Genomic DNA, 26,204 nt, shown 5'->3' on the forward strand with positions numbered 1-26,204 from the left:
TCCCTCCCGAAGCGGGTAGCAGGTCTAAAGGTCGGCAGCGCCGCGCAGCTCTGCTCGTCGGCCCGTCTGGGCTACAAGCTCGGTCGACGAACTGCCAAGCGATGGCGTCTACGACTCGACGGGCTGAGTTCCCGGCTGAGGTCCTAGGCAGGTTGCGCGATGCACGACCGTCAGACACCTACCTCGAACCCCTCGTACCCAGTGTACCGAGCGTAAAGACGACGACCCCGACGCCTCGCTGATCAGCAGCGCAAGTTGGGAGCTGGGGAGCGTGTCCGAGCCGTCCAGCCAGGGCGGTGGAGTACGCGCTCGACGGGGTGACCTACGAGATCAACCTCGCCAGGGACAGTGTCGAGGCGCTTCGTGAGGTCTTCGCCCCTACATCGCTGCCGCCCGCCGCACCGGCGGTCGCGCTCGCGGGACGGGCAGCTGAGGCTGCTCCTCGGCCTCGAGCGGTGCGGTGTCGAAGGCTGCGGTCGCGATGCGATGAAGGCCATCCGTAACTGGGCGGGTTGAGCGTCGCCGGCCCACCGGCGTCGTGACACGGCTCGTGACGCGAAACGTGGTGTAGCGATGTTGCCTAGGAGCACGGAGTGACGCCCGGCGAGGACGTTGTTGCTGGTGGAGGCCCTGGGCAAGAGGATCGTCCATCTTTGCAAGGCGGGGGTTGAGGGTTCGATTCCCTTCGTCTCCACCCATCTGACCTGCGAGAACGCGCGCTTCGTTGATCGTCTGTGCCCGGACGTGGCACGAAATTGCGGCGGTGCTCGCCATCGACACCAGCCACATCCCTTCACAGGGTTGGCGCAGGTCGACCTTGGGTGGCCATCCAACCCCCGAATGGCAGTCCACCTGCCGAGGGCGTAGGAGATCTTGAAGGGCGGGGCGAGCGTTTCGAGGACGACGTGCACGGCGGCGCCGCCCGCGTGACCGGGGCGCCGAGCGGGCACGCGCCCATGATGGACGTGCCTCCGCCCTCGGCCGCCGAAGGGCTGCTCGAGGCGTTGTAGCTCTCGGCCTGCGCCCGGTTCCGGCAGCGGAAGCTTCCATATGCTGCGCGAAGGCTTCGCGCGCGCTGAGGTGGTGACCGTGTCGGACGTGGGCGTCCCAGGGTTCCGTGTTCTGGGTGCCGTCGAGGTCGAGCTCGGCGTCGGGGGTGCGGCGCGGTCGCCCGGTGGGGCGGTGCTGGGTCGGTTGTTGTCGCGTCTGCTGGTTGGAGTTGGCGAGCGGGTCGAGGTCGGCGAGCTGATGGAGGCCGTATGGGGCTCCCACGGCGCCCCGAGGTCGGTGTCGACTCTGGAGTCTCACCTGCACCGGTTGCGTCGGTTTCTGGAGCCGGAGCGGCGCAGGGGTGAGGCGCCGGCCCTGCTCGTCGCTGATGCCGGTGGCTACCGGCTGGCAGTGGGTCGGGACCGTCTCGATTCCGCGTCGTGTGCGAGCCTCGTTCGAGAGGCGTCGGAGCTGCTGGCGGCCGGCGAGGCGGGGCGGGCGGTCGAGCGCGCTGAGCAGGCCCGCGCGTTGTGGCGGGGGCGCCCGTTCGCGCCGTGGAGCGACGAGACCTGGGCGGCAGCCGTGGTCGCGGGCCTGGAGGAGATGCGCAGGCAGCTCACCGAGACCCTGGTGGACGGGTTGCTCGCCGGGGCCCGTCCGGAGCGGGCGTTGGTCGAGCTCGGCCCGGTCCTGGCCGAGCAACCGCTACGGGAGCGGCCGTGGGAGCAGTACCTGCTCGCGGCCGCACGCATGGGCCGGACCGAGGACGCCATGGTGGCCTACCGACAGTGCGACCGGTTGTTCCGTGACGAGCTGGGTGTGGCGCCGGGCGCAGAGCTGCAACGTCTGCACCGGCTCGTCCTGTCCGGCTCGCTGACGTTCACGACCACCCGGGACGTCGACGGGCCGATCGAGATCGCCGACGCTCGTACAGCAACCGAGATCCACCTGCCGACGCGCCGCCCACGGCTGATCGGGCGGGACATTGAGGTGGCCGACCTCGCGCGCCGTCTTGTCCATGCATCGACGGTCACGGTTGTTGGCGGCGCCGGCTGCGGGAAGACGACACTGGCGGTGGCGACGGCGGAACGGATGGCTGCGGAGTTCCCTGACGGCATCTGGTTCGTGGACCTCAGCCCGGCCCCCGACGGCGAGCAGGTCGGCGCCGCGGTCATATCCGCGCTCGGGTTGACCGGGGCCCACGGGTCGGCGCACGAGGTTGTGGGTGCCTTCGTTGGTGCCCGGCGGATGCTGGTGGTGCTCGACAACTGCGAGCACGTCCTTGACGCCGTGGCCGTGCTCGTCGAGCGACTGCACCGTGCGGGCAGCCGGCTCGCGGTGCTCGCCACGAGCCGCGAGCCCCTGGGGACGGAGGGGGAGGAGCTGGTCGAACTCTCCCCGTTGGCGCTCGGGGACTCGACGACGTCTCCGGCGGTCGAGCTGTTCCTGGAGCGTTATGCCGCGGCGGGACCGGACCGCAGGCTCGGCTCGAAGGATCTCAGAGTGGCCGCCGAGATCTGCACGTCGGTGGACGGGGTGCCGCTGGCCATCGAGCTGGCCGCGGCTCGCGGACGGGCGTTCAGCCTCGTGGAGATCGCTGAGCAGGTCCGCACGGATCCCGGTGCGCTGTCTGGACCCGGGCGCGGGCGGAGCGAGCGTCAGACCGTCCGCGCGGCCGTCGAACGCAGTGTCCGGCTGCTGTCCTCGGGCGAGCAGGAGCTGCACGCCGCGTTGTCCGCCGTCCCCGGTCCGATGACCGCTGCGATGGCGGCTGCCCTGATCGGTGGAGGGCCCGATACTGACGACCTGGTGGTCGGCCTCGTGCACCGCTCGCTGCTGGTGGCCGAGGGCCCACGACGGCCCGGCGGGCGGTCGCGCTTCGTCCAGCTGGCGATCGTGCGGGCCCACGGCGCCCGGATGCTCGACGACGCCGCGGCCGACCGGATCGCCGACCGTCGCGACGAGGCCGTGGTCGGCACCGTGCTCGGCAGGCCGCGGGTGGGAGCCCCCGAGCTGCTCGACTTCCGAGCGGCCATGGACGACGACCTCGCCGCCCTGCGGGCGTCGTTGCACCACTCGCTGGTCGAGAGCCCGTCGTGGCGGGGTCCGGCTCTGGTCGGGGGGCTGAGCGACTACTGGTACTACCGCGGCATGCAGTTGGAGGCCGGCCGATGGGTTCAGTTGGCCCTTGACCGGTGTCAGCGGGCCCGTCCGGTCGACGCCGCGCTCGTGGCGGCGGCCGTCGCCCGCCGGCACCTGTTCGCCGGTGACCTCCCCGGCGCGCGGGCGCACGTCGAGGCGTTGTGCTCGGCGATCGACGACCTGACCGAGCCGGACCTGCTCGACGTGGGCGACGTCCTGCCCTCGGTGATGTGGTCGGGACTGGAGCTGCTCACCGTGGAGCTGCACGGCCAGCTGGCCGCTCGTGCCCGCGAGGTCGCCGTGCGCACGGGGGACTCGTCCAGCGCGCTGCAGGCCGCGCTCGCGGGGCTCGTGGCTCATCCACTCGACCCGCGGAGGCAGCTCGCCGAGGTGGAAGCGGTGCACAGCGCGGCGACGGAGCGGGGAAATCGGGAGATCGGCTGGATGTCGACGATCCTCGGCGTGATCGCGGGCATGCGGGCCGGGGACGTCGCTGCGGCGTTGGCCTGGTCGGAACGGGGCCTCGAGCATCACCTCGCGCTCGGCAACCGCGAGGTCCAGCCGATCATGGAGATGCACGGGACGCTGCATGCCCGCGGTGGAGACGATGTCACCGCGGTTCAGGTCCTCGCCGCCGCCCGCGCCTACAACCGGCGCAACGCGACCCGCTGGCCGTACCGCTCCGCCACGACCGCGGTCCTCGAGGACGCCGCCCGCCGTCTCGGTCCCAGCGTCTACGAGCGGGCGTGGCGTGAGGGCAGCAGCCTCTCCTTGGCCGAGATCGCCCACGTGGGGAAGCCGCAGACGCCGGTGGCCGGCCCGGAGTCCGGAGCTGTCGGGACTACCGGCCGCCCGGTCTCAGGCGGGTAGCCAGTTGCCGTGCAGCCCGAGCGGGACCCGGACGGGGAGCCGCACGGTGGCAACCGGCCCGGAGGTGGGGTCGGCGGCCGGGAGCACGAACAGGGCGCTCTCTCCGGTGCCGAACCGGGTGCCGAGCACGAGCCACCAGCCCGCGTCCCGGGCGTGCGGGTCGGGGGATCGGGGGTCGGGGGCGAATACGGGCTCGCCGAGGGCGAGCTCACCGGGGCTCCAGCGTGTGAGGGTGCCCGCTGTGGTGTCGTACCAGGCGAGAGCGTCCCAGCAGCCCGGGTGCGGTAGATCGCGGCCGGTGCGGGCGACCGACGCCGACACGCTATGCGCTGTGCCGAGAAGCCGGTCGTCGATCCGGGGGAACTCGGCGGCGACATCGGCGAGCGTGCTGCGGCGCACCTTGCCGGTGGTCGGGCGAAGGACGGCTCGAGCGAGCCGGGGCTGCACCGGTGGGCCTGGGGCCAGGTCGTCCGGCCGGGACCATTCGACGTAGTCGAGCACGACCGTATCTCCGTGGTCGTGGGCGTTGATGGTGTGCCACAGCCAGAACGCGTCGTCGGCGCACCAGCGCACCGGGCCGCCGTCGCGGGGGATCAGCGCGATCCAGGTGCCGTGGTCGGGCTGCCAGGACAGCATCGACCCGCCGTTGACGGCCTTGGCGCCGTCGAAGTACAGCGGAGCCACGACCAGGATCAGGTAGCGGCCGGTGATCGCCATGTCGTGGATCATGCTGGGTCGCGCGATGCCCTCGACCGGGCGCGGCGGGGTGGCGGTGCCGTCGGGTCGGACGACGGTCCAGGTGAGAAACGGCGCGGAGAAGCTGTAGCAGAACGCGAACATCTCCCCGGTGGCCGGGTCGGTCTTCGGGTGGGCGCAGATGCCGGCCGGCAGGACGCCGCCGAAACTCTCCTGGCCGAGGGTCTCCAGCTCCGGACCGATCCGGTAGGGCCGGTCGCATTCGGCCAGGGCGAGCAGCGTGCCGTGGTGGCGGACCACGTTGATGTCGGGGAGCTGGCGTCTGGTGCCGGCCAGATCGGCACCGACCTCGTCGGGCCCCGGTTGCCGGCCCGATCCGAAACCGGGCCAGATGGCGTGGCCGGCACGCTCCTCGACAAGGACCATCGGGGTCCGGACGAAGCGGTTGTCGTAGCCGGCTCGGCCCTCCGACAGCCGGATACGGTGGAGCATCCCGTCGCCGTCGATCGGGAAGACATAGGAGCCGATCGGGGAGAAGCGCGGGTTCGGTCCGTTGCGGACATACGCGCCGTCGAGGTCGACGGGCAGCTCGCCGACGACCTCCAGTTCGGCGACGTCGACTTCCGCGATAACCGGGGCGAACGGTCCGGTCAGGTGCGGCCCCGGGACGACGGGGGCGGGCCGGCCATCCCCTCGCCGTGGCGCGCCCTGACGGGTGGCCGTCATCGGGTTACCAGCGCGGCGCTGTGGTGAACCCCGTCGAGGACGCGCCGCGTGTAGCGATACGCGGCGTAGAGCGCGAGGGCGGGGATAATCCAGTTGAGCAGAAGCTCGCCGGGCCGAACGATCAGGTAGCCCGCGTAGTCCGCGGCGTTGGCGTCCAGCGCGCCGGAGATCACGTGCCCGACGCCCATCACCGCGACCGCACCCGCCCAGGCGGCGCTGATGCGGCGGTTGGTGGCGTGGAACTGCGGGGAGTCCCAGAACTGCGCAGGCACCGAAGCCCGGGCGAACTGCTCGGTGAACGGGCGGGTCACGAGACTGACGGCCATGACCGCGGCGAGAACAAGCCCGATCACACCGCGACCATAGAGGGCCAAGAAAGCGTCGGAGGCCGGGAAAGCGATCGCCCACGCGCCCATCGCGGCGAACGACACCCCAGCGGTGACCGGGATCAGCTTCGGGCTCTGGCCGCGAACCAGGGAGCCCACGACGACGGCCGCAGCCACGCCCATGGCGAGCAGCGCGGCCATCCCCACCGCGCCGGGCCCCACCCGGGTGGAGACCAGGCTGAACACGATCCAGGGCAGGAAACCCGGCAGAAACTGTTTGATCGACACGGAACGGTCCTTCCGGTGCTGGCCACCCCTGGTGGGCGACCCGTCGGCACCACCCTCGCTCCCCCCTTTCCAACCTCGTTCCAAACGCCGGCACGGACCGTTGGAAGGTCGGTCCCGGTGTGGAATCACCACGCCTACGGTCCACTGGACACCGTGGAGCGGAGGGGCCGACATGGACGAGATCGGCAGCCGGGACGTCGAGCCGGCGGGGGAATCAGACAACTCCCTCGGGCGATTGTTGGCGCTTTCCGACGGAGTCTTCGCCATCTCGATGACCCTGCTCGCGCTGGATCTGCGGGTGCCTGACCTGGCAACGCCCGACAACGCGAGCCTCGCCCAGGCCCTGGTGACGTTGGTCCCGAACTTCCTGTCCTACGCGGTCAGTTTCTACGTCATCGCCAGCTACTGGCTCTGCCACCGGCAGCTCATGCGGTCGGTCACCTCGAGCCACCCTCAGTTGCTGAGCCGGACGCTTCCACTGCTGTTGATGGTGGCCGTGCTGCCGTTCCCCGCGAGCCTGCTCGGCCACTACGGACGCGAGCCGATCGCGCTCGCTGTCTACGGAGTCGTCAACGCTGTGATCGTCGTGCTGCTCCTGCGTCTGCGCCACCTGATCGACACCCGCGGACTCGTCACGTCGACCCCGAAGGATCGGGACAGGATGGTGTGGCCCCTCGTGGGGAACCTCGTGGTCTTCCTCCTGTGCATCCCCGCAGGATGGGTGTTGGGCTCGCAGGGCCCATGGGTCCTGGCCCTCCTGGTCGTCAGCGACCGACTCGGTGCGATGCGGCTGTGGTGGCTCGGTCGCCGCCCGCAGGCGGCCCCATGATCATGCTCATGGCGGACCATGAGCGCGACGGCGCGGCCGCCGGTGCTTCGAACGCATCGCTCGCACGGTCGTGGCACGCCCCGTGGCACGAAATAGGGGCTACCAGCGATGCCGAAGAGCACCGAGCGACAGCTCGCGAGAACATCGTTGCTGGTAGAGGCCTTGGTTAACGTTGTCACCCATCTTTGCAAGGTGGTGCCCGCCGCCTCGATGTGGCAACGATGTGGGCGACAGGTCCGGTGCTTTGCGAGTCCACCTCGACACCTGACAACTGCTTCTACCTCGATCCGTCTCGATGGTTCGAGCTCACGGGTGTGCGGCACGGGCTGCATACTCGCGGCCCGAGGGCCGCGGCGAGGTAGCTTCACCGACTTGTTAGCCCATCTGCGCGCATGACATGAGCTCAAGGTGGATAGGGTCGCGACGTGGCGACTGGCGGCGTGACTCGGGGGACGCAACAGGCGCAGGCCTCGAACGTCACGAGGACCTATTCGTCAAAGTCTGCGGCCGTGAAGGCCGGCCGGCTCAGCGCGGCTGCGGCGCGGTCAGTGGCGGACCCGTCCGGTCGCCTCGCCGCCAGGGAGGCCCGGCACGTCCGGTCGGTCCGCTCGACAAGGACGGGCCGCTACACCGCGGTTCGGTCTCCGCAGGCCTTACCTGCTCGCCAGGCCCGGCGCACGACGGTTGCCGGGATATGGCGGTCGGTCGGCGATACCCTGCGCGCAGTCATGAGTAGCGCGGATACAGGTGAGGAGATCGAGTCGTCCGGTGGAGCTGAACGCGCCCGGTCCGGAGGGCACCGACGGTGACCCATCGTCTTCACTGCCGTTGCAGCGCGGCGACGACTCGCCCGATGTTCGTGATGAGCTGATAGAGCCGCGGACTCAGCCGCCCGAGGGTGGTCAGTACGGATGGCGCCTGCGTCATGAGACGCACTCCGGTCCGTTACCGACGGCGGAGTCGTTCGCCCGCTACAACGACGGAACGCCAGACGCGGCGGACCGCATCTTGCGCATGGCTGAGGACGTGTCAGCTCACCAGATCGACATGGAGCGCCGGGAGGCCGACCGGCTGGACCGCATCGCGGAGCGCGACGCCGATCGGCTGGACGCTGCGCTGCAGGCCGAGCGGGACGACGCGCGGGCAGAGACCGCGTTCATGACGCGAGGACAATACCTGGCTGCGGGCCTGGTGGCCCTGATCGTCGTCGCAGCGCTCGTCGCTGCACTTGCGGGTGCACCGGAGGTGGCCGCGGGCTTCGGCGCTGCCGCGATCATAGGAGTGGCCACGGCGTTCTTGACCCAGCGCTATCGCGGCCGAGCTCAGCCTCGGGCCGTCGAGGGTGGAGGACCTGGGCAGGCAACGCCTGACGAGATCACGCCTACCGATTCAGACGGTCCACCGGATGAGCTGGAGCGGTAGACGCCCCGACAGTCGCGACGTTCGTGATCCTGCCTCGACCCAACAAGCTCACCGGCGCTCAGAAGGGCCGCCCGCCAGAGGGCCGGAGAAGACCGGCATGTCGAGACGGGAGCACCGGCGCCGATGCGGCTCTCGCCTCTCTCACTCGATCCGATAACGCCCAGGACCGTTCCGTGGGACTCGTCGGGAACTCTCGACGCGGGGTCGCCAGGCCGAGAGCGGCCGCCGTCCCCGGGGGGGACGGATCGCGCCCCGTTCCTTGAGCTGGCGACCGCGGCAAGGGTCCTATGGCTCGCGGCCGCCCTATGCGGTCCGAGAGACTACGGCTACTGAGCGAGCTCATCAGTAATCTGTCTACGTCCAGCTCAGTGCTTCGAAGATGCCCGCAAGGACCCCGGTACCTCCAGCGCGGCCGCGGTGAGCATCTCCTTCAACGTAGGTGAGGAAGAGATAGCCAGCTTCCGTTGTGTTGTGCTCTGCAACGGCCTCGTCCTTGAGCCACTCGTACACCCAGACGACCGCCCAGTCGGTCCTATTTCCTACTACGCCGCTGGCAACGGCTCCTGCGGCACCGGCAAGTATCCACCTCAGGGTCGATTTCGGTGGACTCTCGTTCTCCTCTCTGTCGGGGGCCTCCACTCCTCCGGCAAGGCACAAGGCCGCTAGGTGGGGGGCGGTCCCGCGTGGGTCACCCAGGTCGCGAAGCATGTTGAGGACTCCGGCGGCACACCTCCGGTCTGCGAGTTGTGCCTGGAATTCGGCTCTGTCGACGCGGCCGAACGTTTTCAGATCTTTGCGCGCGTCGAGGGACAGGATAGAGATGGCGGGCGACGCGATCTCGCTTAGTGCTGCCATCCAACCGTTCGGGGGATGTGGGGCATGTATCAGGGGCCAGAGGGCATCTGCAGCAAAGTCGAAGACGATTGCGTCAGGAAGCGTCTCGTTCTCAACTGGCGCTTGTAGTTCTTTGTAGCGCATGACCCCGGCGGCGAGCAGGGTTCGGACGTATCTTCGGGCTCCGCGCGGCTTTCCGTCGACGGCGCGCTCCAAGAGCTTGATCGTCTTCTTCTCGCGCTTCAGGTTGGTGTGCCTGATCGACGCTCTCTCCAGATCGAGCGCGAGGCGATGTACCCATGCCCGAAGTTGGACGAGTTCGATCGCGCCTTGACGGCTCTGGTTCATGCTCTCCCCCCGGGGCGACTCTAGGGCTCCGGGGGGTCGCCTGGCGATGGAGATGCGTTGGCCAGGGGTCCCCTGCCGCCTGAACGCGACGTGTGGGCGTGGAGGGCGCGAGGCTTCCATCTGGGGCCTTGGTCCTGGGCAGTCGATGCGGGCTCAGCGCGGCGCTTCGTCAAGACTCCACTGTCGTGGCTCGAGCGGTCCGTGGCCCCGGTGATGTTGATCGGGAGCGCCGCCGGCGCTGGGTGGTGCGCACTCCGTCCGGACGCCCCCCGGGGGGCTTCGGCTCGCGCTGGAGGACACCTTGCAACTATCGGCCTTCCGGGTGGTATTGCGTGGGTTGCCGAAACACTACTTCATGATGGTCTGTGGCCCGTGAGAGCGATCTGGCGATGGAGGGTATGTGGAGCGGGGAATGGTGGATTTCTGGCAGGAGCCGGATGGGCCCGGCGAGATCGCGCTGGCGAGCCCCTTCCGTCGGGTGTATGTCGATCGCCGAGGTCTTGCCCGAGGGGTCTCCACTCTTAGCCGAGGTCAGGAAGTGCAGGTGGAGGTCAGGGAGTACGGGCAAGGTCAAGTAGCGGTGAACGTCAGCCCACTGGGAGCGGTCTCGGGTGCGTCGTACCGCGATGAGCCGGCCCTCGAGACGGAGGCGCGAGCGGAGCGTTACCGGGCCGACGCGGCCCGCACATTTCGGTCAGGAGAAAGCGCTACTCGGATCGACGAAGCCGCGATGCACTATATGAAGGCTCAGTACCTGATGTCGTGTGCGATTCAGGTCGAGCTCAGAGAAATCGCATCATTGCTTCGCGGTGACGAGGGCCTCGATTCGTTGGATGAGCAGGGATGATCCCACTCAGGGGAAGCCGGGTGAGCAGTCACCACCCGCGAAACATCGACTCTCGGCTAGGTGTCCTGGCTTGTGCCCCGGAGGCGTCTCACTGAGTTGCGTTCGCCCGGGCGTCAGCGGTCTCGCATCGGCAGGAAACGGACGTAGAGGGAGTCTCCGTCTGGATGGTTGCGCGTGCTGCCCAGCTCGATGAGGTGGTCGGGCCGGTGCAGTCGAACATCTCCCGCTCCATCGGACTCATACCAGGTGAACCGCGCCCCGTCCGGTGCGGTGACCACCACATAATCTCGTTGGTTGCCGTTCGCGTCCGTCCGCCCTCGACCGGGCTTGACCTTCCACCCCGGCGGCAGCTCGGTGGTCATCCGCTGATCCCCTCCATCGGCACGAGGCGAGAGTATCGGCCGGTCTTCGGGTGCTGTGGGGCTCGTCGTTCGCGACGGCGCGACGACCGTGCAGATGACACGCCTTCACACGTAGTGCCGGTCGTCGTGCTCGGTGAGGGTCGACCGTCGAGCCCGCCGTGGATGCCGGGCGGCTCGCTGCATCGCACGGCCGCTACCGCTGGCGGGAGGTTCCCGGCCGCGCAGTTCTCGGGCTCGCCCTCTCGGCTTCGAGGATCGGTCACGGTGTCGACCGGCATCCGTGCTCGGCTGGCCACACGTTCCATCACAAGGAGCTGTAACGGTCTCGCCCGGTCGCGACGACGGGCAGTTGATCCGGTGAGAGGGGGCCCGTGACCAGTCCGATCTGCCCACGGTGCGGGGGAGCCGAGAGCCGAGAGTTCGAGCCAGGACAGTACCGGTGCGACGCGCTGTGCGTGGTCGACGTGGTCCTAGCTACGAATACACCCGTTCAAGGACGCTGCGGGCACCGCTTCCAAGCCATGCCGAGTGCGCCGATCATCGGAATCTGCTCATTGGAATGGGTGCGATAGCAGTCTGTAAAGGTTGTCGCGCCTCGTTATGTCACCGACACAAAGTCAAGTACGAGGATGTCTGGCACTGCGATGAATGCGTGGGTCGGATGCGAGTAGCGAAACGCGATCGGTTCGTCTCGCTGCCTGTGCTGTCGAACGAACTCGTCCCGGCCTACCTGTTGGGTGGGCTTCCCTCCTCGCTGTTCGTCGGGGACGATGCCGAGGACATGTTCGCCGAGAAATACACCCATCGTTTCGACTCAACGGTCACGTGCGCCCGGATGTATCGGCTAGCATCGCAGGACGGACGTTGGGAGACCGTGAGCATCGGTGGCGGCTTCGTCTTGAAACCGACAGGAATCTATAAGGCGACACTGCATGACGATGGCGATTCCCGGGCCTCCGCCCACACCACCTACCACAGACGTGTCGGCCCCGACGAGCCTTTCATCGCCGGGGCACGAAAAGTACACCCGACTTTCTCCATGATCGGACTCCGCCTCGACGTCAAAGACCGGCTGGCGAGGGAGAAAGAGTCCCGCCCGCTCACGGCTTCCAAGTCGACCTCTGCACGCTCCAGGCGGCCCGAATAGGCCGGTTTCGGGGGCTGCATCTGGCTGTTCTTGATCGTGATGGGCCTTCTTGTGGCAGTCTTCGTGGGCGGGATCGCGTGGGAAATCGTTGAATTGGCGCTCGGTATGTTCTAGATGGATCGCCGCCCCGCTGTGTCCGTTGCTTGGCCGCTCGGGCACCTTGCTCGATGCTGATGGTCAGGTCTGTCGCTCGGGCGGTCTATGCTGGTGCGCGACGGTGGCCATTTTGATCATCACCTTTGACACGACACGACTCTGAACCTTCCGAGCCGATGAGCTCCTGGGCCTGATGGCCCACACACGACACGAACTCACACCAAGCATCGAGAACACACACACTCTTCGTCTTCTCTGACACGGCCGCCGCGGTCCTCGCGCGCTTCGACGCCGACCCGTAGCCCCGCGCCTCTGGCGCGGGTGTCGACGTCTGGCTCGGGCGCGCTCGCCGTGTCCGAGGGGTTCGTGTGGACGACTGTGGTGTGGTCGGGCTCGATCTGAGCACTGGCCAAGAGATCAGGATCATCGACGAGGCCGACGTGCCGTTCTGGCGGCACCGGGGCTGGTCGGGTGACCAGACGCTGGTGTGTGTGCACTGCTACGCCGGGGTCGACGGGTCGGCGCGGCGGGTGGCGCTGATCCCGAAAGGCCGGGTCGGCGGCCGGCGCCGGGCGCATTTCGCGCACCCACCCGGCCAAGCGCCGTCCGGCGGGGTGCATCACCTGGAGTCGGTGTGGCACGCGGAGGGCAAGCAGGACCTCGCCGCCTGGGCCCGCACCCAGCCCGGGGTCGCCGAGGCGCGGGTCGAGGCGTTCACCGCCGACGGGCGCCGCCGCAGCGACGTCCAGATCAGGTTCAGCGACGGCTCGCGAGTGGCGTTGGAGCTGCAGTCGCGGTGGGTCACTGACGACGAGTGGCTCTGCCGGCACCGCGACTACCAGCGGGTCGGGGTGCGGGATGTGTGGTTGTGGCACCCACGGGTCGGGGTGCCGCCGATCGTGGCTGAGCACGGACAGCCCGGCTGGACCTACGCCACCGAACGCGACCGGCTCACCGCGCTGGTCGGGACGGGCGCCGCACGCGATGCGGGGTGGTGGGACACCGACGACCTCGCGCCTTACGGGCCCCGGTGGCCCGCCCCGCGGGGTATGCGCACCCGCGCCGTACCAGTCGGGTTCGACATGCTCACCCTGAGTCCCACCGGGCCAGCGCTGCCCGAGCCCGTGGTGTGCCGATGGCGTGACCAGGTCCAGGCGGCGGCCACCGCCGAGAAGACCGCCGCAGAAGCCGCGGAGGCGGCCCAGATGTACGCGCGGAGCGTGGCCGGCCACGCTGGTGGTGTCGCCTCCGGGCCGGACATAGCGCCTGCTGCGGACGCGATCGCGGCTCCGTCCTCCGATGCCGGGCTTGGCACGCGCCGCTACGTCGATCCGGCCGCGATGGGCCAACGGGCGGGTCTGGCGCGGATCGACGCGCGCCCACCCGACGCCGAACCGGATCGCCAGCTCTACGTGTGCCGCGCCTGCGATGTGTTCCTCCCCGGCGACAACCTCGACGACCATCTCGACTGCCGCTGGCCCTGACCGTCCTCGGTCGAGAGACCCACGCGGCACGGCGGACACGCCACGGCGACGGCTGGGGCTGGATGCTGCAAAGCACCGGCCTGCTGTCATCTGCAACCCGGCCTGCGCCGCTTCTTCGGCGAACCCTGCTCGTAGGTCAACACCGCTGAGCCAGCGCCAGGGCCCACGAGCAACCACCGCGGACTCGAGCGGGACCGCTCGACGTCGGCGTCGAGTATCGGCACGGCCGTCGGGGCTGCCACGATGATCGGGCCTGCCCCGGGCTTCGCCCCATCCCCCCGGGACGAGGTCCGGGGCCGGCCCGACCGGCTGGGGCGGCGTACGCGCCACCTGCCCGACCGCGACCGCGCGAATCCCGAACCGGGGGCCCGGCGCGGCGCAACGACCGAGGAAGGCCGCGGCGAGCTGGGCTTCTCTGCGTGCCGCCCGCGCGCGGGCGGCACGCGCCCGCAGATCTTAGTCGGCGAGCTTGGTGATGGCCTGGGCCCACAGGAAGTACTTGTTGGTGCCCAGGTCCCGCACGGTCTTGATGTTGAAGGCGTCCTTGAGCTTCTGCGCGTCGCCCTCACTGACCCCCTGCAGCGCCTCGACCGGCGCGTCGGCGAGATCGGCGACGGTCTTGTCCTCGTAGGCCTGGTCGACCTTCCCGGCGATGTCACCCATCGGTGCTTCCTTCCCTGAGAGCTCGGTCCGCCGTCCTCGGTCGGAGTGACGCCGCGACAACGGCGGACCTGATCGGTCACCTTGTCCGGCCCTGTGCCCGCCCGAGGGGCACGGCACGCGCGGAGACCTCGTCGGTCGCTCCGTCTGTCGCTCGGGCAGCGAGCCTTGCAGCGCAGGCCGGCGCAGACACCGGCGGTTCGAGGCCGGGTGTAGGGGGTGGCCTCAGGGCCGGCGGGCCGTGGGCGCCTGCGGCGCCGGGGTGGACGCCGCTGGCGCGGCTGCCGGCGCTGATGGGCCCCGGGAGCTTGAGCGGGCCGTTCCTCACCGTCAAGGGCGCTCCGCTGCGCTGCGCGTCGCTGCGCGACCGGGCCTGCGCAGGCTCCGGCCCGGCCCTTGACGGTGAGCCTCGACGGCCCGCTCGGCGCCCTTCGGGCGGTGGAGGCGCACGCGCCTCGCACCCACCGCCCCGGGGCCCACCAGCCCCGACCCTTCTGCCGGTCGGAGCCCACCATGAGCAGCGATCCCACCCACCTCCGCAGCCACCACCACAGTGCCGACCCGCAGAGCGATGCCCGCGACGACGCGGAGCTGCTCGCGGCCTACGTGGACGGGGACGTCGAGGCGATCGGGGTGCTGGTCTACCGCTACCAGCGGGTGCTGCTTCAGGTGGTGCGCCATCTGCCGTGGTTGGAGCCCGACCCGGAGGCCGTCGTGCAGGAGGTGTGGCTGCGGGTCCTCAAGAGCGCTGGCACGTTCAATGGTCGGGCGAAGGTGTCGACCTGGCTGCACCGGATCACCGTCAACGAGGCCATCACGGCCGCCCGGCGCCGACAGGCCCAGCGCGCGGTCCCGGTCGGCGAGCTGTACCGGGCCTACGACCGTCCGGAACGCACCGAGCCGGGCGATCCATCGGCGGCGGTGATCGACCGGGAGCACGCGATCGCGGTCCTGCCCGAACTGCTGGCCCTGCTGCCGCGTGATCAGCGGCTGGTGCTGGAGGTGCTGCACCTCGACGGGCTGACGATCGAGGAGGCCGCCGAGCTGTTCGGCGTCGCGGTCGGCACCATCAAGTCCCGCGCCTCCCGCGCCCAGGCCACCGTGCGCGCCTTCCTCGCGACTAAAGCGGCCCGGGCGACCTGAACTCCGCGGACTGTGGCCCACGACCGGGCCGTTCCCGCTGATGGTCGGGGGACGGTCCGGTCGGCTGCGCCCGGCGGGCGCGTCGTGCCTCGCTGCCGCTCGTAGTCGAGGCAGCACCGAGCCGACTCGGTGTGGAGCACAGCGGTACGGCTGATCGTCAGCAGCTGATCGATAGGCAGCCGCTGCTCCCGCGTCTCGAATCCTGGTTAGTCGGAGGGAAACCGCGAGTCGGTGGGCTGCGTCGAACCAGACATGACACCGACCGACCACCCCGGCAGCGACCCCGTCGACAGCGAACCCGCCGCCGGGCACGGCCCTCCCGGAGACCGCGGCGCGATCGGGCGGCTGTTCGCCGCCGCCCTCGACGGCGACACCCGAGCCGCCGCTGCCCTGCACCTGCTCGGCGGGCTCGGAGGGCCTGACGACCCCGACGACACCGCCCACCGCGCGTCCTTCGCCCTGCTCCCCGGCCACGATCGAGCCGCCGGCGGCGATGCGTCGTGGCAAGTTCCGCCGGACGTGCTCGCCGGCATCGACCGCGCCCTGGCCGCCGCCCGCGCCCACCACACCGACCGTATCCACCGCGTCCCGGCGTACCGACCTCGCTGACCCCAACCGACCAACCGCGAGGACCGGGCGGGAGCTCCTGACCGACTCGTGACGGGGCCGGCACGTACTCCCGCCTGTACTTCGGGGATGGACGACGTCGCTCGAGCGGGGCAGCGTGGCAGGTGTGACCGAACAGCAGCAGGCCCGAGCACAGGGCGAGCAGGACGCCGCGATCGCGCTCGCCGAGGAGGACCACTGGCAGATCGCCGGCGGCGGCATGCTCGCTGTGCGCCCGGTCGAGGACTGGGTTCCCCGCGCCCACCGCCGGGCCTACCTCGACGGCGCCGCCCCCGTGCTCGGCTACCGGCCCCTCGTCTCGGCCTGAAACAGCGAGTACTGCCGCAGCGCGGCCCGGGGCGAAGGCCAGGTGACCTGGCCCATCAGGGCCGCGCGTCGTCGTCGGGGAGGCTTGCGAATGTCGGGGTCGGGGCCGGAGGTAAGCCGCACTATGCGGCGCCCTACTACGCGGCGCCGTACCCCGGGGTGGGCTGGCCAGCCCGCCGCTATGGCCGGGGAATCTCGGCCGAGCCACGCGACAGTCGACGGCGCTTGCGCTCGCACCGCCGTTGACTCCGCTCGGCAAGCTTGATCCTTCGCACTATCCCTTGGCGTAACTTCTCGGCGTGTGGGCCCGACTTGTACGTGTGAGCCAGCAGACAGGGGGCGCAAACGTGTGCGGTTGGGCGGTGCAGGCAATGGTACTTGCCGACCAGACGAGCCGTATGTGGAAGCTCGATCTTTTCAATACCTGTCCTGTCTATGAGATCGCAGGGCATGCCTCATGAGTGGGGGTAGAGGGAAGTCAAAGCGAAAGCCGCGGTCTTCAAGAGCTTCGGAGGTTGGCGGGCAGGCCAACGGCTCGGCTCCCGTCGCGAGTCAGCCTAGCCGAAACCGCCACAGCAGTCGTCAAGTGACTGTGGCGACAGAGTCGACAGGCAGCAAGTTTCGAGAAGCTTGGCTCACAGCATTCGCCTTCCTTGCGGTCATTCTTCTGCTCATACGGATAAATCCAAGCTTACCCCGCGAGATCGCAAGTGCGGTCGCCATCTGGCGCACAGGCAGTTCGGCGAGCTCCAGCACGATCTTGGGCCTAACCGTGCTCTGGTGGGCCCGGATTGGTAAGTTGCTGCAGTTTACTGCAGGCTTGGTAGTACTATTAGACTTGACTGGTCCGGATAGATTGCGTGCCGTTGGAACTCGACTTAGCGAACGTTACAAGGAGATCGTGCAGGTGAGTGTCAGGCGCTCGACCCCAGACGAGCGCACAGTGGCATCGGCGGCCGCTACTGGTATGGGACTGGCCTTACTAATCATCTCAACCTTCTGTTGCGTCCTATTTGTTCTTAGTCTGCCTCGCTCGCTGGAGGATGGGGGACTCTTCCTCCTCGTTCCTCCTGTCTTCGCCACCCTACTCTACTTGGCAGTCGGCGGCCGACGGGCTCGGTACGGTGTTCGCCTCCCGTTCATTGGCGCCGCGCTCGTCGTTACAACAATTACCTTGCGTCCCTTGGCGTACACGCTCGACAGCGCAAGGCCGGGTCACGCAGTGCGATGGGCCGCCTTCTTCCTGTTCGTAGTTGGCTTCTCGTTCGATTTGCTTGGATCGTGAGTTGTCAACAGGTCTGCTGACTAGACCAAATATTGGGCGCTCTTGCTCTCGATACCCAAGAGGCCGCGTCTTCGGACCGCATGTGTTTGGATGCCATCCGCAACACGACCGTCGATCGGCGGCCGACCACTCGGGTGCGACACTGTCTGTCAATCTCCGCGGCGGAGAACTCCTGCGAAGGCTGCGAGGAGGATAGTGGCGAAGACCCAGCCAACTACGACTAGCAAGACCGAGGCTACTTGTCCGAGCCCATGCGGTGTCCATCTATTGTAGCCAAAGTCAATGAATGGAAGTAGTGTATCCGTGGCATAAAGGAACGAGTTGAAGTCAGGTGCGCTAGCGGCGGGAACGAAGTCTTGACTAGATCGCTTATGGAGGATCTCAACTGCGACTGAGCCGCAGCTGAGAATGGCGGCGAGCCACACAACTGCGAGCCAGGGCTGATAACCATAACCTACGGTCGCACGCAAGACGAGACTCCATGCAGGCACAACAAGTCCACGAATTCCAGAGTGCCTGCTACGCTCGATCTTCTGCGCTTCGATCAAGGTGCGGCGCCGCGCTACCCCGTAACCCTTCTTCTGGTACTCCGAAGCTAAGTGACTGTAGGGCTGAGATGAGTATCCCTCTGGGTCCAGGCGGAGCCAATCGAGTCGTTCACGCACCCCAACGCGTGGCGGCTCAGGTATAAGGGACTCATATCGACAGCCTCGGAGGAGCGTCCGAGTTTTTCGGCTCAACCCGCTATCGACTATTACGTTCACTTGCGCTGATCTCAAGTCAACCAGCCCCTCAAGGGAGGCTGGCAGGATTCGCAACGCTCCCTTGATATCAGACTGCTCAAGAATGATTGCCGCGGTGTCGGCGGCGCTCACGGTAGAACCGTTGAACTCTACCGAACCGGCAATTTGACATCCCCACAATCTAATCCGACCTTCGGCACGAGCTTCAGATCGAAAATGGAAAGAGCCATCCACAGAAAGGTGATCCGCCGTGAGTGCATTATTGCCGACATTCTTGAGATGGCCACCATCGAAGGAGAGCAGCTTCCCGATTGATGCACTTAAGAGTCGGACCTCGCCTTCTGCGGTGAAGCCAGAACGAAGGAAAGCTCCTCTGTCCACTTCAATATTGTCTGCATCTACTGCACACATGCCGGGGTGAACAATCTTCGCTCCGTTCAGGTTTAGGCTTCCACGTATAGAGCACGACCGAGCGACCAAACCTCCCCAGAGTTCGACTCCAGTCCGCAACATCATATCGCCGCCCACGGTGGCGCCCTCGAAACTTACTGCCGTTCCCCCCTCATTCCAGACTTCGCTGTCGCTAGAGTTTACGATGCCGGCGATCTTCGCTAGGTCAAAGTTCAAGGTTCCCTCTGCTTGTAGTCCCCTGCGGGCAAAGACACCACCCTCAATCAGGATCCTGTCCGCATTCAAAGCGTTTCCACCTGCATTTAGGAACTGGCCCCCTGATAGCTCGAGAGATTGCCCAAGCTGCGCTCCGAGGAGTCGAACCTCGCCGACTGAAGAGAATCCCGAATCAAGGAACATACTTCCGTTGATGGCGGCCTCGGCAGCACTGAGGGTCACATCATCACGACCCAGAAGCTTCGCGCCAGTGAAGTACAGGGAGCCTCCGACCTGGGCCTGATCGAGGTTGACCTTCTTGAACGCCTCGCATCCACTAAGATCGAGGTCGCCGCGGATGTTCAGATGGCGAGCTTCCAAACCTCGAGGGAGACGGCACTTAGTTAGACGGAGGTAGGGGCCCGAAGCTTGGCGGAAGTCGCACGGATTCTCTGAATCTTCAATACTACAGGCGACAAGCTCCAGCGGACATCTCATGTTCGAACCACGAAGATCTAGGTGGCCTACTATAGTCGCTGACATGAGCCGCACGGCTCTGACGGAGACAACCTCATCCTGTGCATTGCGACTTAGCTCGCCGTGCCCAGTGAGAAGCTGATAAATGACCTGAGCACGCACCGCGCGTTCAGCGGTTAATGGACCACGTGAAGGAGGTCCGAAGGTCTGGTTGGGTCCGCTCCACCAAGAGCCGGTCTGGGCGTTGTTCACCAGCTCGCGCTCGTTGGCTCGCAGGTCTTCGAAATCCAAGAGTGTATCTCTGGTGCTCACCCTTCATGGCCCTTCCTGAATCTGCCTGGCCAGCGAGGCGTTAAGCGGACGCTACTCTGGGGTGGCCGGGCGCTGCGGCTCATCGGAACGTTCGGTCGGGAGGCTGTCGCACCCAAACTGGTTTACACCAGCTATCGCAGAAGTTGGGCGAATGGTTACAACGCGTTCTCGTCCGCCGAGCTCACCGGCGCCGGTCTTCGCCCGAGTCGCTCATCGCTCCATCGCGTTGAGCTCGACGGCGTCCCGGCGCGAGGAAGGCGCTCGGTCGACTTCGCGACACTGCCGCGGGACACCCGAGCTATAGGGCGATGCTGGTCTGGGACCAGCTGGCCCGATGATGCTCACGCAGCTGGCGATCATCGCGTGGAGCATGTCGTGGAGAACAATGGTGTCAGCTGGTGCGCGTGGAGGAGGTCCAGGAGACCCGCTCAGCGACTAAAGTTGCTGGTAGCGGCTGTGTGAGCCAAAGCACGGGAATCTTTAATCCGTGGCCTGACGGTTTGAGGCTCTGTGGAGTTAGCGGCGGTTATGGACGGATCGATAGTTGCCGATCAGGTCCTTGCTGAGCCGGCCTCGGGCCTTGACCTCGATGCCTTCCTCAAGGGCCCATGTCCGGATGCGTTCGCGCTCCTCACTGGTCAGCCCGTCGGGGCCCACAGGAGAAGGCGAGTCGCCGGCCGCCGCGGCGGGCGCCGCGTCGCGCTGGTCGCTACCAGGCGATAGCACGTCGGCGGTGGTCGTGGCGCCGGGGGTGCTGGTGGTGGGAAGCGCGGCGGGGTCGCCGCGGTGGAACGCGTCGCTGACCGCGGTGGGGATGCGACCGCGCGCGGACAGCTGGTGTCCGTGGCGGGCTGCCCAGTCGCGGATGGCCTGGTTCTGCTCACGTCCTCCCGCATTGGTCGACGACCTCGATGCCGTCGTCGACGCCGAGGTCGAGGCCGGGGTGGGGCGGCGGCGGGCCGGGGTGGCAGGCTCGCGCCGGGTGCGTCGGGCGTGGCCGATATAGGGGGCGAGCTCGTCGCGCAGGGCTGAGGCGTGGGCGGCGGTGAGGTCGATCTCGTAGCCGATGCCGTCGAGGCCGAACTCGAGGCTCTCGTCGGCGTCCGAGCCGTCGAGGTCATCGACCAGCATCACCGTCGTTCGCTGTGCCACCCAGGCGCTCCTTGCTTCAGGCTGATCGTTCCCAGGAGGGTAGGGCTCAGGCCTGGGCAGGTGCTGGACGGCACGACGAGCAGTCGGAGGTCGAGCGTTCCGTGCTGTAGTGACACGTGGTGTGACGCGAACCAGGGTTGACCGTCGGTGCCAGCGAGCACTGAGTGACACTCGATGTGAACATCGGTGCTGGTAGAGGCCCTGGGCAACGCGGTCGGCCATCTTTGCAAGGTGGTGCCTGGCAGCTCGACCCGAGCAAGCAAGCCCACTCGGCTTCGGCCGAGACCGAGCTGAGTCGATTCCGCGGCGACGTCGCCGGCGGGCCCGGGCCTCCGACCTACGCCTTGTCGGCGGACTCGCGCTGCAGGTGGAGCCAGGCCTTGGCCTGACCGAGTGCCCACGGCAGCTCGCCGAACGTGCCGCCGACGAAATGGTCGTCGACTCCGCTGCTGGCTGGGTCGAGGTAGTAGAGAACCCATCCCTCACCGTGCTTGGGGTGTTCGGTATGCATCGATCCCTCGCCGAAGACGAGGATCGGTGTTTGGTCCGAGTCGAATATCTCGAGTCCAGGGTCGTGCTCGTAGACGACTCGAACTGCCGGCTCGGCGTAGTGGGTCGGCGATGACGGGCCTGCGGGGCTTGGCTGGACGCCTGGTCCGCCGTCTTTGTCGGGCGGTCCGAGGTAGGTTCCCCACCCGTCAAAGGAGACGCCGCAGTGGTCGGCTATCCCGTCGAGAGTAGCCAGGTCCTCATCGCTTAGCTCGGACGCCGCTGAGTACGCCTGGAGCGACCAGGTGCCGTCGAGGTCGGTCGGCTGTCCCTTCGCCAGGAAGCCGGCCCGCCTTAGTTCCGCAGCCGCATCGTGCAGCGGGGTGAACCGCCCCGGCGTGTCCGGAGAGCTACAGGCTTGACTGCTCGGGTTTCGGTTGGGGCTGGTGGTGACGGTAGTGCGCGCGCTCGAGTTCGGCGGGTGGGATGTCGCCGCAGGTGCTGTGTAGGCGGCGGTGGTTGAACCAGTCGACCCATTCGAGGGTGGCGATCTCGACCTGTTCGACGGTGCGCCACGGTGCCCGCGGGCTGATCAGCTCGGTCTTGAACAGCCCGATGGTGGATTCGGCCAGGGCGTTGTCGTAGGCGTCGCCGACCGAGCCGACCGAGGGGGCGGCGCCGGCTTCGGCGAGGCGTTCGGTGAAGGCGATCGAGGTGTACTGCTCGGGTTCAAGGGGTCGTCGCAACACCCTGGTCGAGGAGGGTGTTGTGGCAGCACGACGAGCACGAGGACGGGTTTCGGATCGGGCAGGACGGGCTCCGATGCAGTCGCCGGGTCGGCCGCCGGCGAATCGGAGCGATGTGCAGCGACGGTTCTGGCGGCTGATCGCTGAGGGCCTGTCCAGCGAGGACGCCGCACTGGGGTGCGGTGTGTCGGTCCCGGTGGGTTCCCGGTGGTTTCGTGACGGTGGCGGGATGTCGCCGATCACCCTCGACGAGCCCACCGGCCGGTATCTCTCGTTCGCCGAGCGCGAGGAGATCGCCCTGCTGCGGGCCCAGGAGCTCGGGGTGCGCGAGATCGCCCGCCGGACCGGCCGCGACGCCTCGACGATCTCCCGAGAGCTGCGCCGCAACGCGGCCACCCGCGGCGGCCAGCTGGACTACCGGGCCTCGGTGGCGCAGTGGCACGCCGAGCGGCAGGCCCGCCGCCCCAAGACCGCCAAACTCGCCGCGAATCCGCGGCTGCGCGAGTACGTGACCGAACGGCTCGCCGGAGAAGTCACCACCCCTGACGGACGCCCGATCGCCGGTCCGCAGGTGCCGTGGCGCACGCGTCGCCACGGACCGCGCCAGGACCGGCGGTGGGCCAGGGCATGGAGCCCTGAGCAGATCGCCCACCGGCTGCCGGTCGACTACCCCGACGATGAGTCGATGCGGGTCTCCCACGAGGCGATCTACCAGTCGATCTACGTGCAGGGACGAGGGGCGCTGCGCCGCGAGCTGGCCGCCTGTCTGCGCACCGGGCGGGTGCTGCGGGTGCCCCGGGCCCGGGTGCGCGGGCGGGGCAAGAAGTTCGTCACCCCGGAGGTGATGATCAGCGAGCGTCCGGCCGAGGTCGAGGACCGGGCGGTGCCCGGGCACTGGGAGGGCGACCTCATCCTCGGGGTGGGCAGCTCCGCGATCGGCACCTTGGTCGAACGCGCCACCCGGTTCACGATGCTGCTCGAGCTGCCCCCGATGCCCAGGCACGACGGGCCGAAGACCAAGAACGGGCCGGCGCTGGCCGGGCACGGCGCCGAAGCCGTCCGCGACGCGATCGCCGGGCAGATCACCTCGCTGCCCGAGGCGCTGCGCCGGACGCTGACCTGGGATCAGGGCGCGGAGATGGCCCAGCACGCCGCGCTGCGCATCGACACCGGGATGGAGATCTACTTCTGCGACCCGCACAGCCCCTGGCAGCGCGGCACCAACGAGAACACCAACGGGCTGCTGCGCCAGTACTTCCCCAAGGGCACCGACCTGTCCCGGCACGGCCGCGACGACCTCGACGCCGTCGCCGCCGCGCTCAACACCCGACCCCGCAAGACCCTCGGCTGGCGCACCCCTGGCGAAGCACTCCAAGATCACCTACGGTCGGTCGAGTAGCTGGTGTTGCGTCGGCCGATTGAATCTGCGCAGTACACCGCGATCCGCTACGGCAACCGGCTCGCCGAAGCCGGCGCCGTGGCCTCCATCGGCTCGGTCGGCGACAACTTCGACAACGCCATGGCCGAGTCGGTGATCGGGCTCTACAAGACCGAGTGCGTGCGCCGCGACGGCCCATGGCGCACCGTCGACGACCTCGAGCTCGCGACCCTGTCCTGGGTGCACTGGTTCAACACTCAGCGGCTGCACACCGGGATCGGCAACATCCCGCCCGTCGAGCACGAACAGAGCTACTACCGTCAACACACAACCCGAGAAGATCCGATCTCGGGAGAACCCAGCCTCCACTGAACCCGGTGCGCTTCACCGTCTCCGGGGCCGACCCACCCCAACAGCAACGTCGTCGCGCGCGGACCGCCAGGTACCGGTAACCGGCTTCTATGTCGCCACCTTTGTGGCGTTCGCTTCGCACATCAGCTTGACATCAGAAGTCACCATGGGCCGTCGGGGTGACGGAAGCCAAGCCCTCCTCGCCTTACGTCTTCTCGGAGATCGCTTGGCCTACCGACGGCGCGTAACCCTGTTGGACTCTGGCGGCGACGGCCGTGAGGGTCGACGCTCGACGTCGTTGTGTCGCTGAGGGGTAGTTGTCAGTGGGGGAACCTTTGGTACCCGAGATTCGGCATCTTCGGTCGAAGCGACTGGCCTTCCGGGCTGGGCTCCGCCTCCTCGACGCTTACCAGAGGTCTGCGCAGTACTCCGGCTCCGCTCCGCGGACCCTGTGGCAGACCGCCCGAGCGGCAGCGTCGTGGGTCACAGCGCTACGGGGACCGAGTCGACGTACAGAGGTGGAACCCGGGGTTCTGGTCACGCAGAAGGACGCGTGGGCGGAGTCGGTCCTGCTGTGGGTCGGCGCCTTCGTCGAGCGCGACACGGACACCATCCGGGCTGGGGTGAGCGTAGCGGACATCGAGCATCCTCTGACGCTGTCGCGCTATCGCTTCGACAGTGAGCGTCGAATCACGGGCTTCTCGACGACCCACAACTTCTACCATTCCCACGTCGTGGTCCCGGTTCCCGGCGGGGCACGTGACCTGCCGGTCACCGCCAGTGTTCTCGGTGGCCCGACGTCCGCACCTGCGACCGTGAGCACGCTGCCCCGAGCCGTCGAACAAACCGGAGAGCCGCTCGACCTGGTCACCGCGTCTTGCTACGACCTCGGCACTGACTACGGCAACTCCGTCGACACACTGTGGAACCGCACGATCGCCGAGGCGGGCCGCCGCCCGGACCTCACTTTACTGATCGGCGACCAGGTTTACCTCGATGCACCCTGGTGGTTCTTCGGCGCGCTCGCCCGCCACACCCCACGCACCTACTACCTGATGAAGTACTGGCGTAGCTGGGGTGGTGAGCAGGTGCGCGCGCTGCGGTCGGTAATGACCACAGGCCCGACCTGGTTCGTGCCGGACGACCACGAGTTCTGGAACAACTGGCCGCACTTCTCCGCGACGGCCTTCCACTCGTTCGGCAACATCGGCGAGTTCATCAAGGGTGCCCTTGTCCGTCATAACCCTACAAATTGGTGGCGTCCGGCTCAGGCAGCCGAACCGGAGAACGCGGCGCAGCAGCAGATTTACTCGCCGGTCCACCCCAACGAATGGGATGGGTGGAGTCGGGGCGCCTTCGACCTCTTCGGCTCCTTTCAGACACGCACGCGCGGGGAGCGGGTCGGAGGCACCATCCCCCTCGGCGAGACAGCCGAAGGCCACCAGCCGCCTGCCGGTCCCGAGCCGCTCAACGACCTCTTCCAACACGTCGACCTGGGGCCGGTGCAGGTCGCCCTGCTCGACACCCGCACACGCCGAAGCCGCAGCCACCGCAACGCCGTCTCCCAGTTCACCGACCCCGACGCCCTCGACGCGATGCTCGAGGTCGCGCGCCGCGCCGAGGTCTTCGTTCTGGCGGTGGCGCAGCCGATCCTGAGCCCGGCGATGTTCCCGCGTCAGCGGGGATGGCGGATGCTGCTCGACCACAGCCTCGATCGTGGGATCAACGACTACTGGACCCAGTACGAGCGGTTCTGGAGGGGACTGTTCAACGCACGCGCTGGCCGTCCGACGGTGGCGCTCGGCGGAGACGTCCATCACACGTATCTCGCCTACGCTCCTGCGCTCTCACTGGTCCAGGTCGTCGCCTCGCCCCTCTCGCTCGTCCGCGGTTTCGGGCCGCTCGACGCACTGTCCACGGCGTGGACGCAGCTCAAGCGCCGAGGCGATCGGCCGATCCTGCCGCGAGTGGAAGACCTGTTCGCCGGGCCCTCCTGCGAAGCGGCTCCCGCCGCCGGGCAGATCGACCTGCTCAGCTGGTTCAGACCCGGGCAGGCCGGTGTCGCGCACGTGCGGTTCGAGCATCAGCAGGACACGAATTCCTACACGCTGCGCGTCTCCCTCCGTCGACGAGACCCTGGGGAGGGCCCCGATCAGGTCACGTGCTTCCGCCTGCACACCACATCCGCGCCAGCTCTCATCATCGATGATCATCAACACGGCCCGGGCGGACGCGTTCAGCGACAATCGGATCCCTAGTGATCCCGACCCGGTAACGCCCAGGGCTGTCTGGTCCGCCGAGGCGACGTAGCCCTCCGATGCTCAGCTACATCTCCTTGATCGGCGTCGAGTGTTTGGCGCGGCGCCGTCGAGTAGCGCCGACGGCCTGTGCCCCGGAATCGGTGGACGGCGGTCGGGAAGTCAACGAAAACGCTCAGCAGGTCCTACGGAACTCTGGAACTTGGCGCGCGAGTTCGAGGCCCGGTCCGCGGGTGTGACGATCCGGGGCGGCGACTGCGGTGG

Annotated in this window: 19 protein-coding genes and 3 pseudogenes; 12 read left to right on the forward strand and 10 right to left on the reverse strand. The window is 67.9% G+C overall.

Translation table 11 applies throughout. The annotated features are described in order from the left end of the window. Positions 1-1,050: 1,050 nt before the first annotated feature. Positions 1,051-4,002: an AfsR/SARP family transcriptional regulator gene (locus WCD58_RS32375; protein WP_337707267.1), complete on the forward strand. Its 2,952-nt coding sequence runs from the start codon at positions 1,051-1,053 to the stop codon at positions 4,000-4,002. Here WCD58_RS32375 and WCD58_RS32380 read toward each other — a convergent pair. Then, positions 3,991-5,424: a carotenoid oxygenase family protein gene (locus WCD58_RS32380; RefSeq protein WP_337707268.1), complete on the reverse strand. Its 1,434-nt coding sequence runs from the start codon at positions 5,422-5,424 to the stop codon at positions 3,991-3,993. The genes WCD58_RS32375 and WCD58_RS32380 overlap by 12 nt on opposite strands. Beyond that, positions 5,421-6,038, reverse strand: coding sequence for a hypothetical protein (locus tag WCD58_RS32385; RefSeq protein WP_337707269.1), 618 nt, complete (start codon positions 6,036-6,038; stop codon positions 5,421-5,423). Before WCD58_RS32385 ends, WCD58_RS32380 begins: the two co-directional genes overlap by 4 nt. Positions 6,039-6,210: 172 nt before the next feature. On the opposite strand from WCD58_RS32385, the gene WCD58_RS32390 reads away from it, so the two are divergent. Further along, entirely contained in the window at positions 6,211-6,867 is a 657-nt protein-coding gene (locus WCD58_RS32390; protein WP_337707270.1) for a TMEM175 family protein, read from the forward strand. Positions 6,868-7,635: 768 nt separating this feature from the next. Continuing rightward, positions 7,636-8,289 (forward strand): DUF2335 domain-containing protein, encoded by a 654-nt coding sequence (locus WCD58_RS32395; protein ID WP_337707271.1) that lies wholly within the window; start codon positions 7,636-7,638, stop codon positions 8,287-8,289. Between the two features lie 354 nt (positions 8,290-8,643). On the opposite strand, the gene WCD58_RS32400 is transcribed toward WCD58_RS32395, so the two are convergent. Further along, positions 8,644-9,471 (reverse strand): hypothetical protein, encoded by an 828-nt coding sequence (locus WCD58_RS32400; RefSeq protein WP_337707272.1) that lies wholly within the window; start codon positions 9,469-9,471, stop codon positions 8,644-8,646. A 412-nt stretch (positions 9,472-9,883) separates the two neighbouring features. Here WCD58_RS32400 and WCD58_RS32405 point away from each other — a divergent pair, with 412 nt between their 5' ends. After that, positions 9,884-10,318 carry a hypothetical protein gene (locus WCD58_RS32405; protein WP_337707273.1) on the forward strand — a complete coding sequence of 145 codons (435 nt, stop codon included), beginning with the start codon at positions 9,884-9,886 and terminating at the stop codon, positions 10,316-10,318. A 113-nt stretch (positions 10,319-10,431) separates the two neighbouring features. On the opposite strand, the gene WCD58_RS32410 is transcribed toward WCD58_RS32405, so the two are convergent. Then, positions 10,432-10,680 carry a hypothetical protein gene (locus tag WCD58_RS32410; RefSeq protein WP_337707274.1) on the reverse strand — a complete coding sequence of 83 codons (249 nt, stop codon included), beginning with the start codon at positions 10,678-10,680 and terminating at the stop codon, positions 10,432-10,434. A 652-nt stretch (positions 10,681-11,332) separates the two neighbouring features. Between WCD58_RS32410 and WCD58_RS32415 the strand changes: the two genes are divergently transcribed. Both WCD58_RS32415 and WCD58_RS32420 read left to right on the forward strand, forming a co-directional pair. After that, on the forward strand, positions 11,333-11,827 hold the full coding sequence (locus tag WCD58_RS32415; protein WP_337707275.1) for a hypothetical protein: 495 nt from the start codon (positions 11,333-11,335) through the stop codon (positions 11,825-11,827). Between the two features lie 479 nt (positions 11,828-12,306). Next, positions 12,307-13,407, forward strand: coding sequence for a competence protein CoiA family protein (locus WCD58_RS32420; RefSeq protein WP_337707276.1), 1,101 nt, complete (start codon positions 12,307-12,309; stop codon positions 13,405-13,407). Between the two features lie 456 nt (positions 13,408-13,863). Here WCD58_RS32420 and WCD58_RS32425 read toward each other — a convergent pair whose 3' ends face one another. After that, complete coding sequence (locus tag WCD58_RS32425; RefSeq protein ID WP_337707277.1) at positions 13,864-14,070, reverse strand: hypothetical protein; 207 nt, start codon at positions 14,068-14,070, stop codon at positions 13,864-13,866. Between the two features lie 510 nt (positions 14,071-14,580). On the opposite strand from WCD58_RS32425, the gene WCD58_RS32430 reads away from it, so the two are divergent. The 3 genes from WCD58_RS32430 (at position 14,581) to WCD58_RS32440 (ending at position 16,144) form a co-directional block, all read left to right on the forward strand. After that, positions 14,581-15,210, forward strand: a complete 630-nt coding sequence (locus WCD58_RS32430) for an RNA polymerase sigma factor (RefSeq protein ID WP_337707278.1) — start codon at positions 14,581-14,583, stop codon at positions 15,208-15,210. A gap of 252 nt (positions 15,211-15,462) precedes the next feature. Then, positions 15,463-15,819 (forward strand): hypothetical protein, encoded by a 357-nt coding sequence (locus tag WCD58_RS32435; RefSeq protein WP_337707279.1) that lies wholly within the window; start codon positions 15,463-15,465, stop codon positions 15,817-15,819. 124 nt (positions 15,820-15,943) lie between these two features. Next, a complete protein-coding gene (locus WCD58_RS32440) occupies positions 15,944-16,144 on the forward strand; it encodes a hypothetical protein (RefSeq protein ID WP_337707280.1) in 201 nt (66 codons plus the stop codon). A gap of 1,433 nt (positions 16,145-17,577) precedes the next feature. Here WCD58_RS32440 and WCD58_RS32445 read toward each other — a convergent pair. The 5 genes and pseudogenes from WCD58_RS32445 to WCD58_RS32460 form a co-directional block, all read right to left on the reverse strand. Continuing rightward, entirely contained in the window at positions 17,578-19,566 is a 1,989-nt protein-coding gene (locus tag WCD58_RS32445; RefSeq protein ID WP_337707282.1) for a hypothetical protein, read from the reverse strand. A 516-nt stretch (positions 19,567-20,082) separates the two neighbouring features. Continuing rightward, positions 20,083-20,292, reverse strand: a complete 210-nt coding sequence (locus WCD58_RS33855) for an Lsr2 family DNA-binding protein (protein ID WP_444876333.1) — start codon at positions 20,290-20,292, stop codon at positions 20,083-20,085. Between the two features lie 57 nt (positions 20,293-20,349). Further along, positions 20,350-20,718 (reverse strand): annotated as a pseudogene (locus tag WCD58_RS32450) (histone-like nucleoid-structuring protein Lsr2); the annotation flags it as partial. Between the two features lie 337 nt (positions 20,719-21,055). Next, complete coding sequence (locus WCD58_RS32455) at positions 21,056-21,229, reverse strand: hypothetical protein (RefSeq protein WP_337707283.1); 174 nt, start codon at positions 21,227-21,229, stop codon at positions 21,056-21,058. A gap of 388 nt (positions 21,230-21,617) precedes the next feature. Further along, positions 21,618-21,929: pseudogene (locus tag WCD58_RS32460) on the reverse strand (integrase core domain-containing protein); the annotation flags it as partial. 100 nt (positions 21,930-22,029) lie between these two features. Between WCD58_RS32460 and WCD58_RS32465 the strand changes: the two are divergent. From WCD58_RS32465 to WCD58_RS32475, 3 genes and pseudogenes are all read left to right on the forward strand, one after another. Next, positions 22,030-23,352: an IS30 family transposase gene (locus WCD58_RS32465; RefSeq protein ID WP_373696322.1), complete on the forward strand. Its 1,323-nt coding sequence runs from the start codon at positions 22,030-22,032 to the stop codon at positions 23,350-23,352. A 27-nt stretch (positions 23,353-23,379) separates the two neighbouring features. After that, positions 23,380-23,703 (forward strand): annotated as a pseudogene (locus WCD58_RS32470) (integrase core domain-containing protein); the annotation flags it as partial. Positions 23,704-24,200: 497 nt separating this feature from the next. Next, the gene (locus WCD58_RS32475) at positions 24,201-25,940 is read left to right on the forward strand and encodes a metallophosphoesterase family protein (RefSeq protein ID WP_337707284.1); all 1,740 of its coding nucleotides are present in this window, start codon (positions 24,201-24,203) and stop codon (positions 25,938-25,940) included. The last annotated feature ends 264 nt before the right edge of the window (positions 25,941-26,204 follow it).

Origin of the sequence: Actinomycetospora flava (assembly GCF_037400335.1) — a bacterium.
In the GTDB taxonomy this organism is placed as follows: Bacteria; Actinomycetota; Actinomycetes; order Mycobacteriales; family Pseudonocardiaceae; genus Actinomycetospora; species Actinomycetospora flava.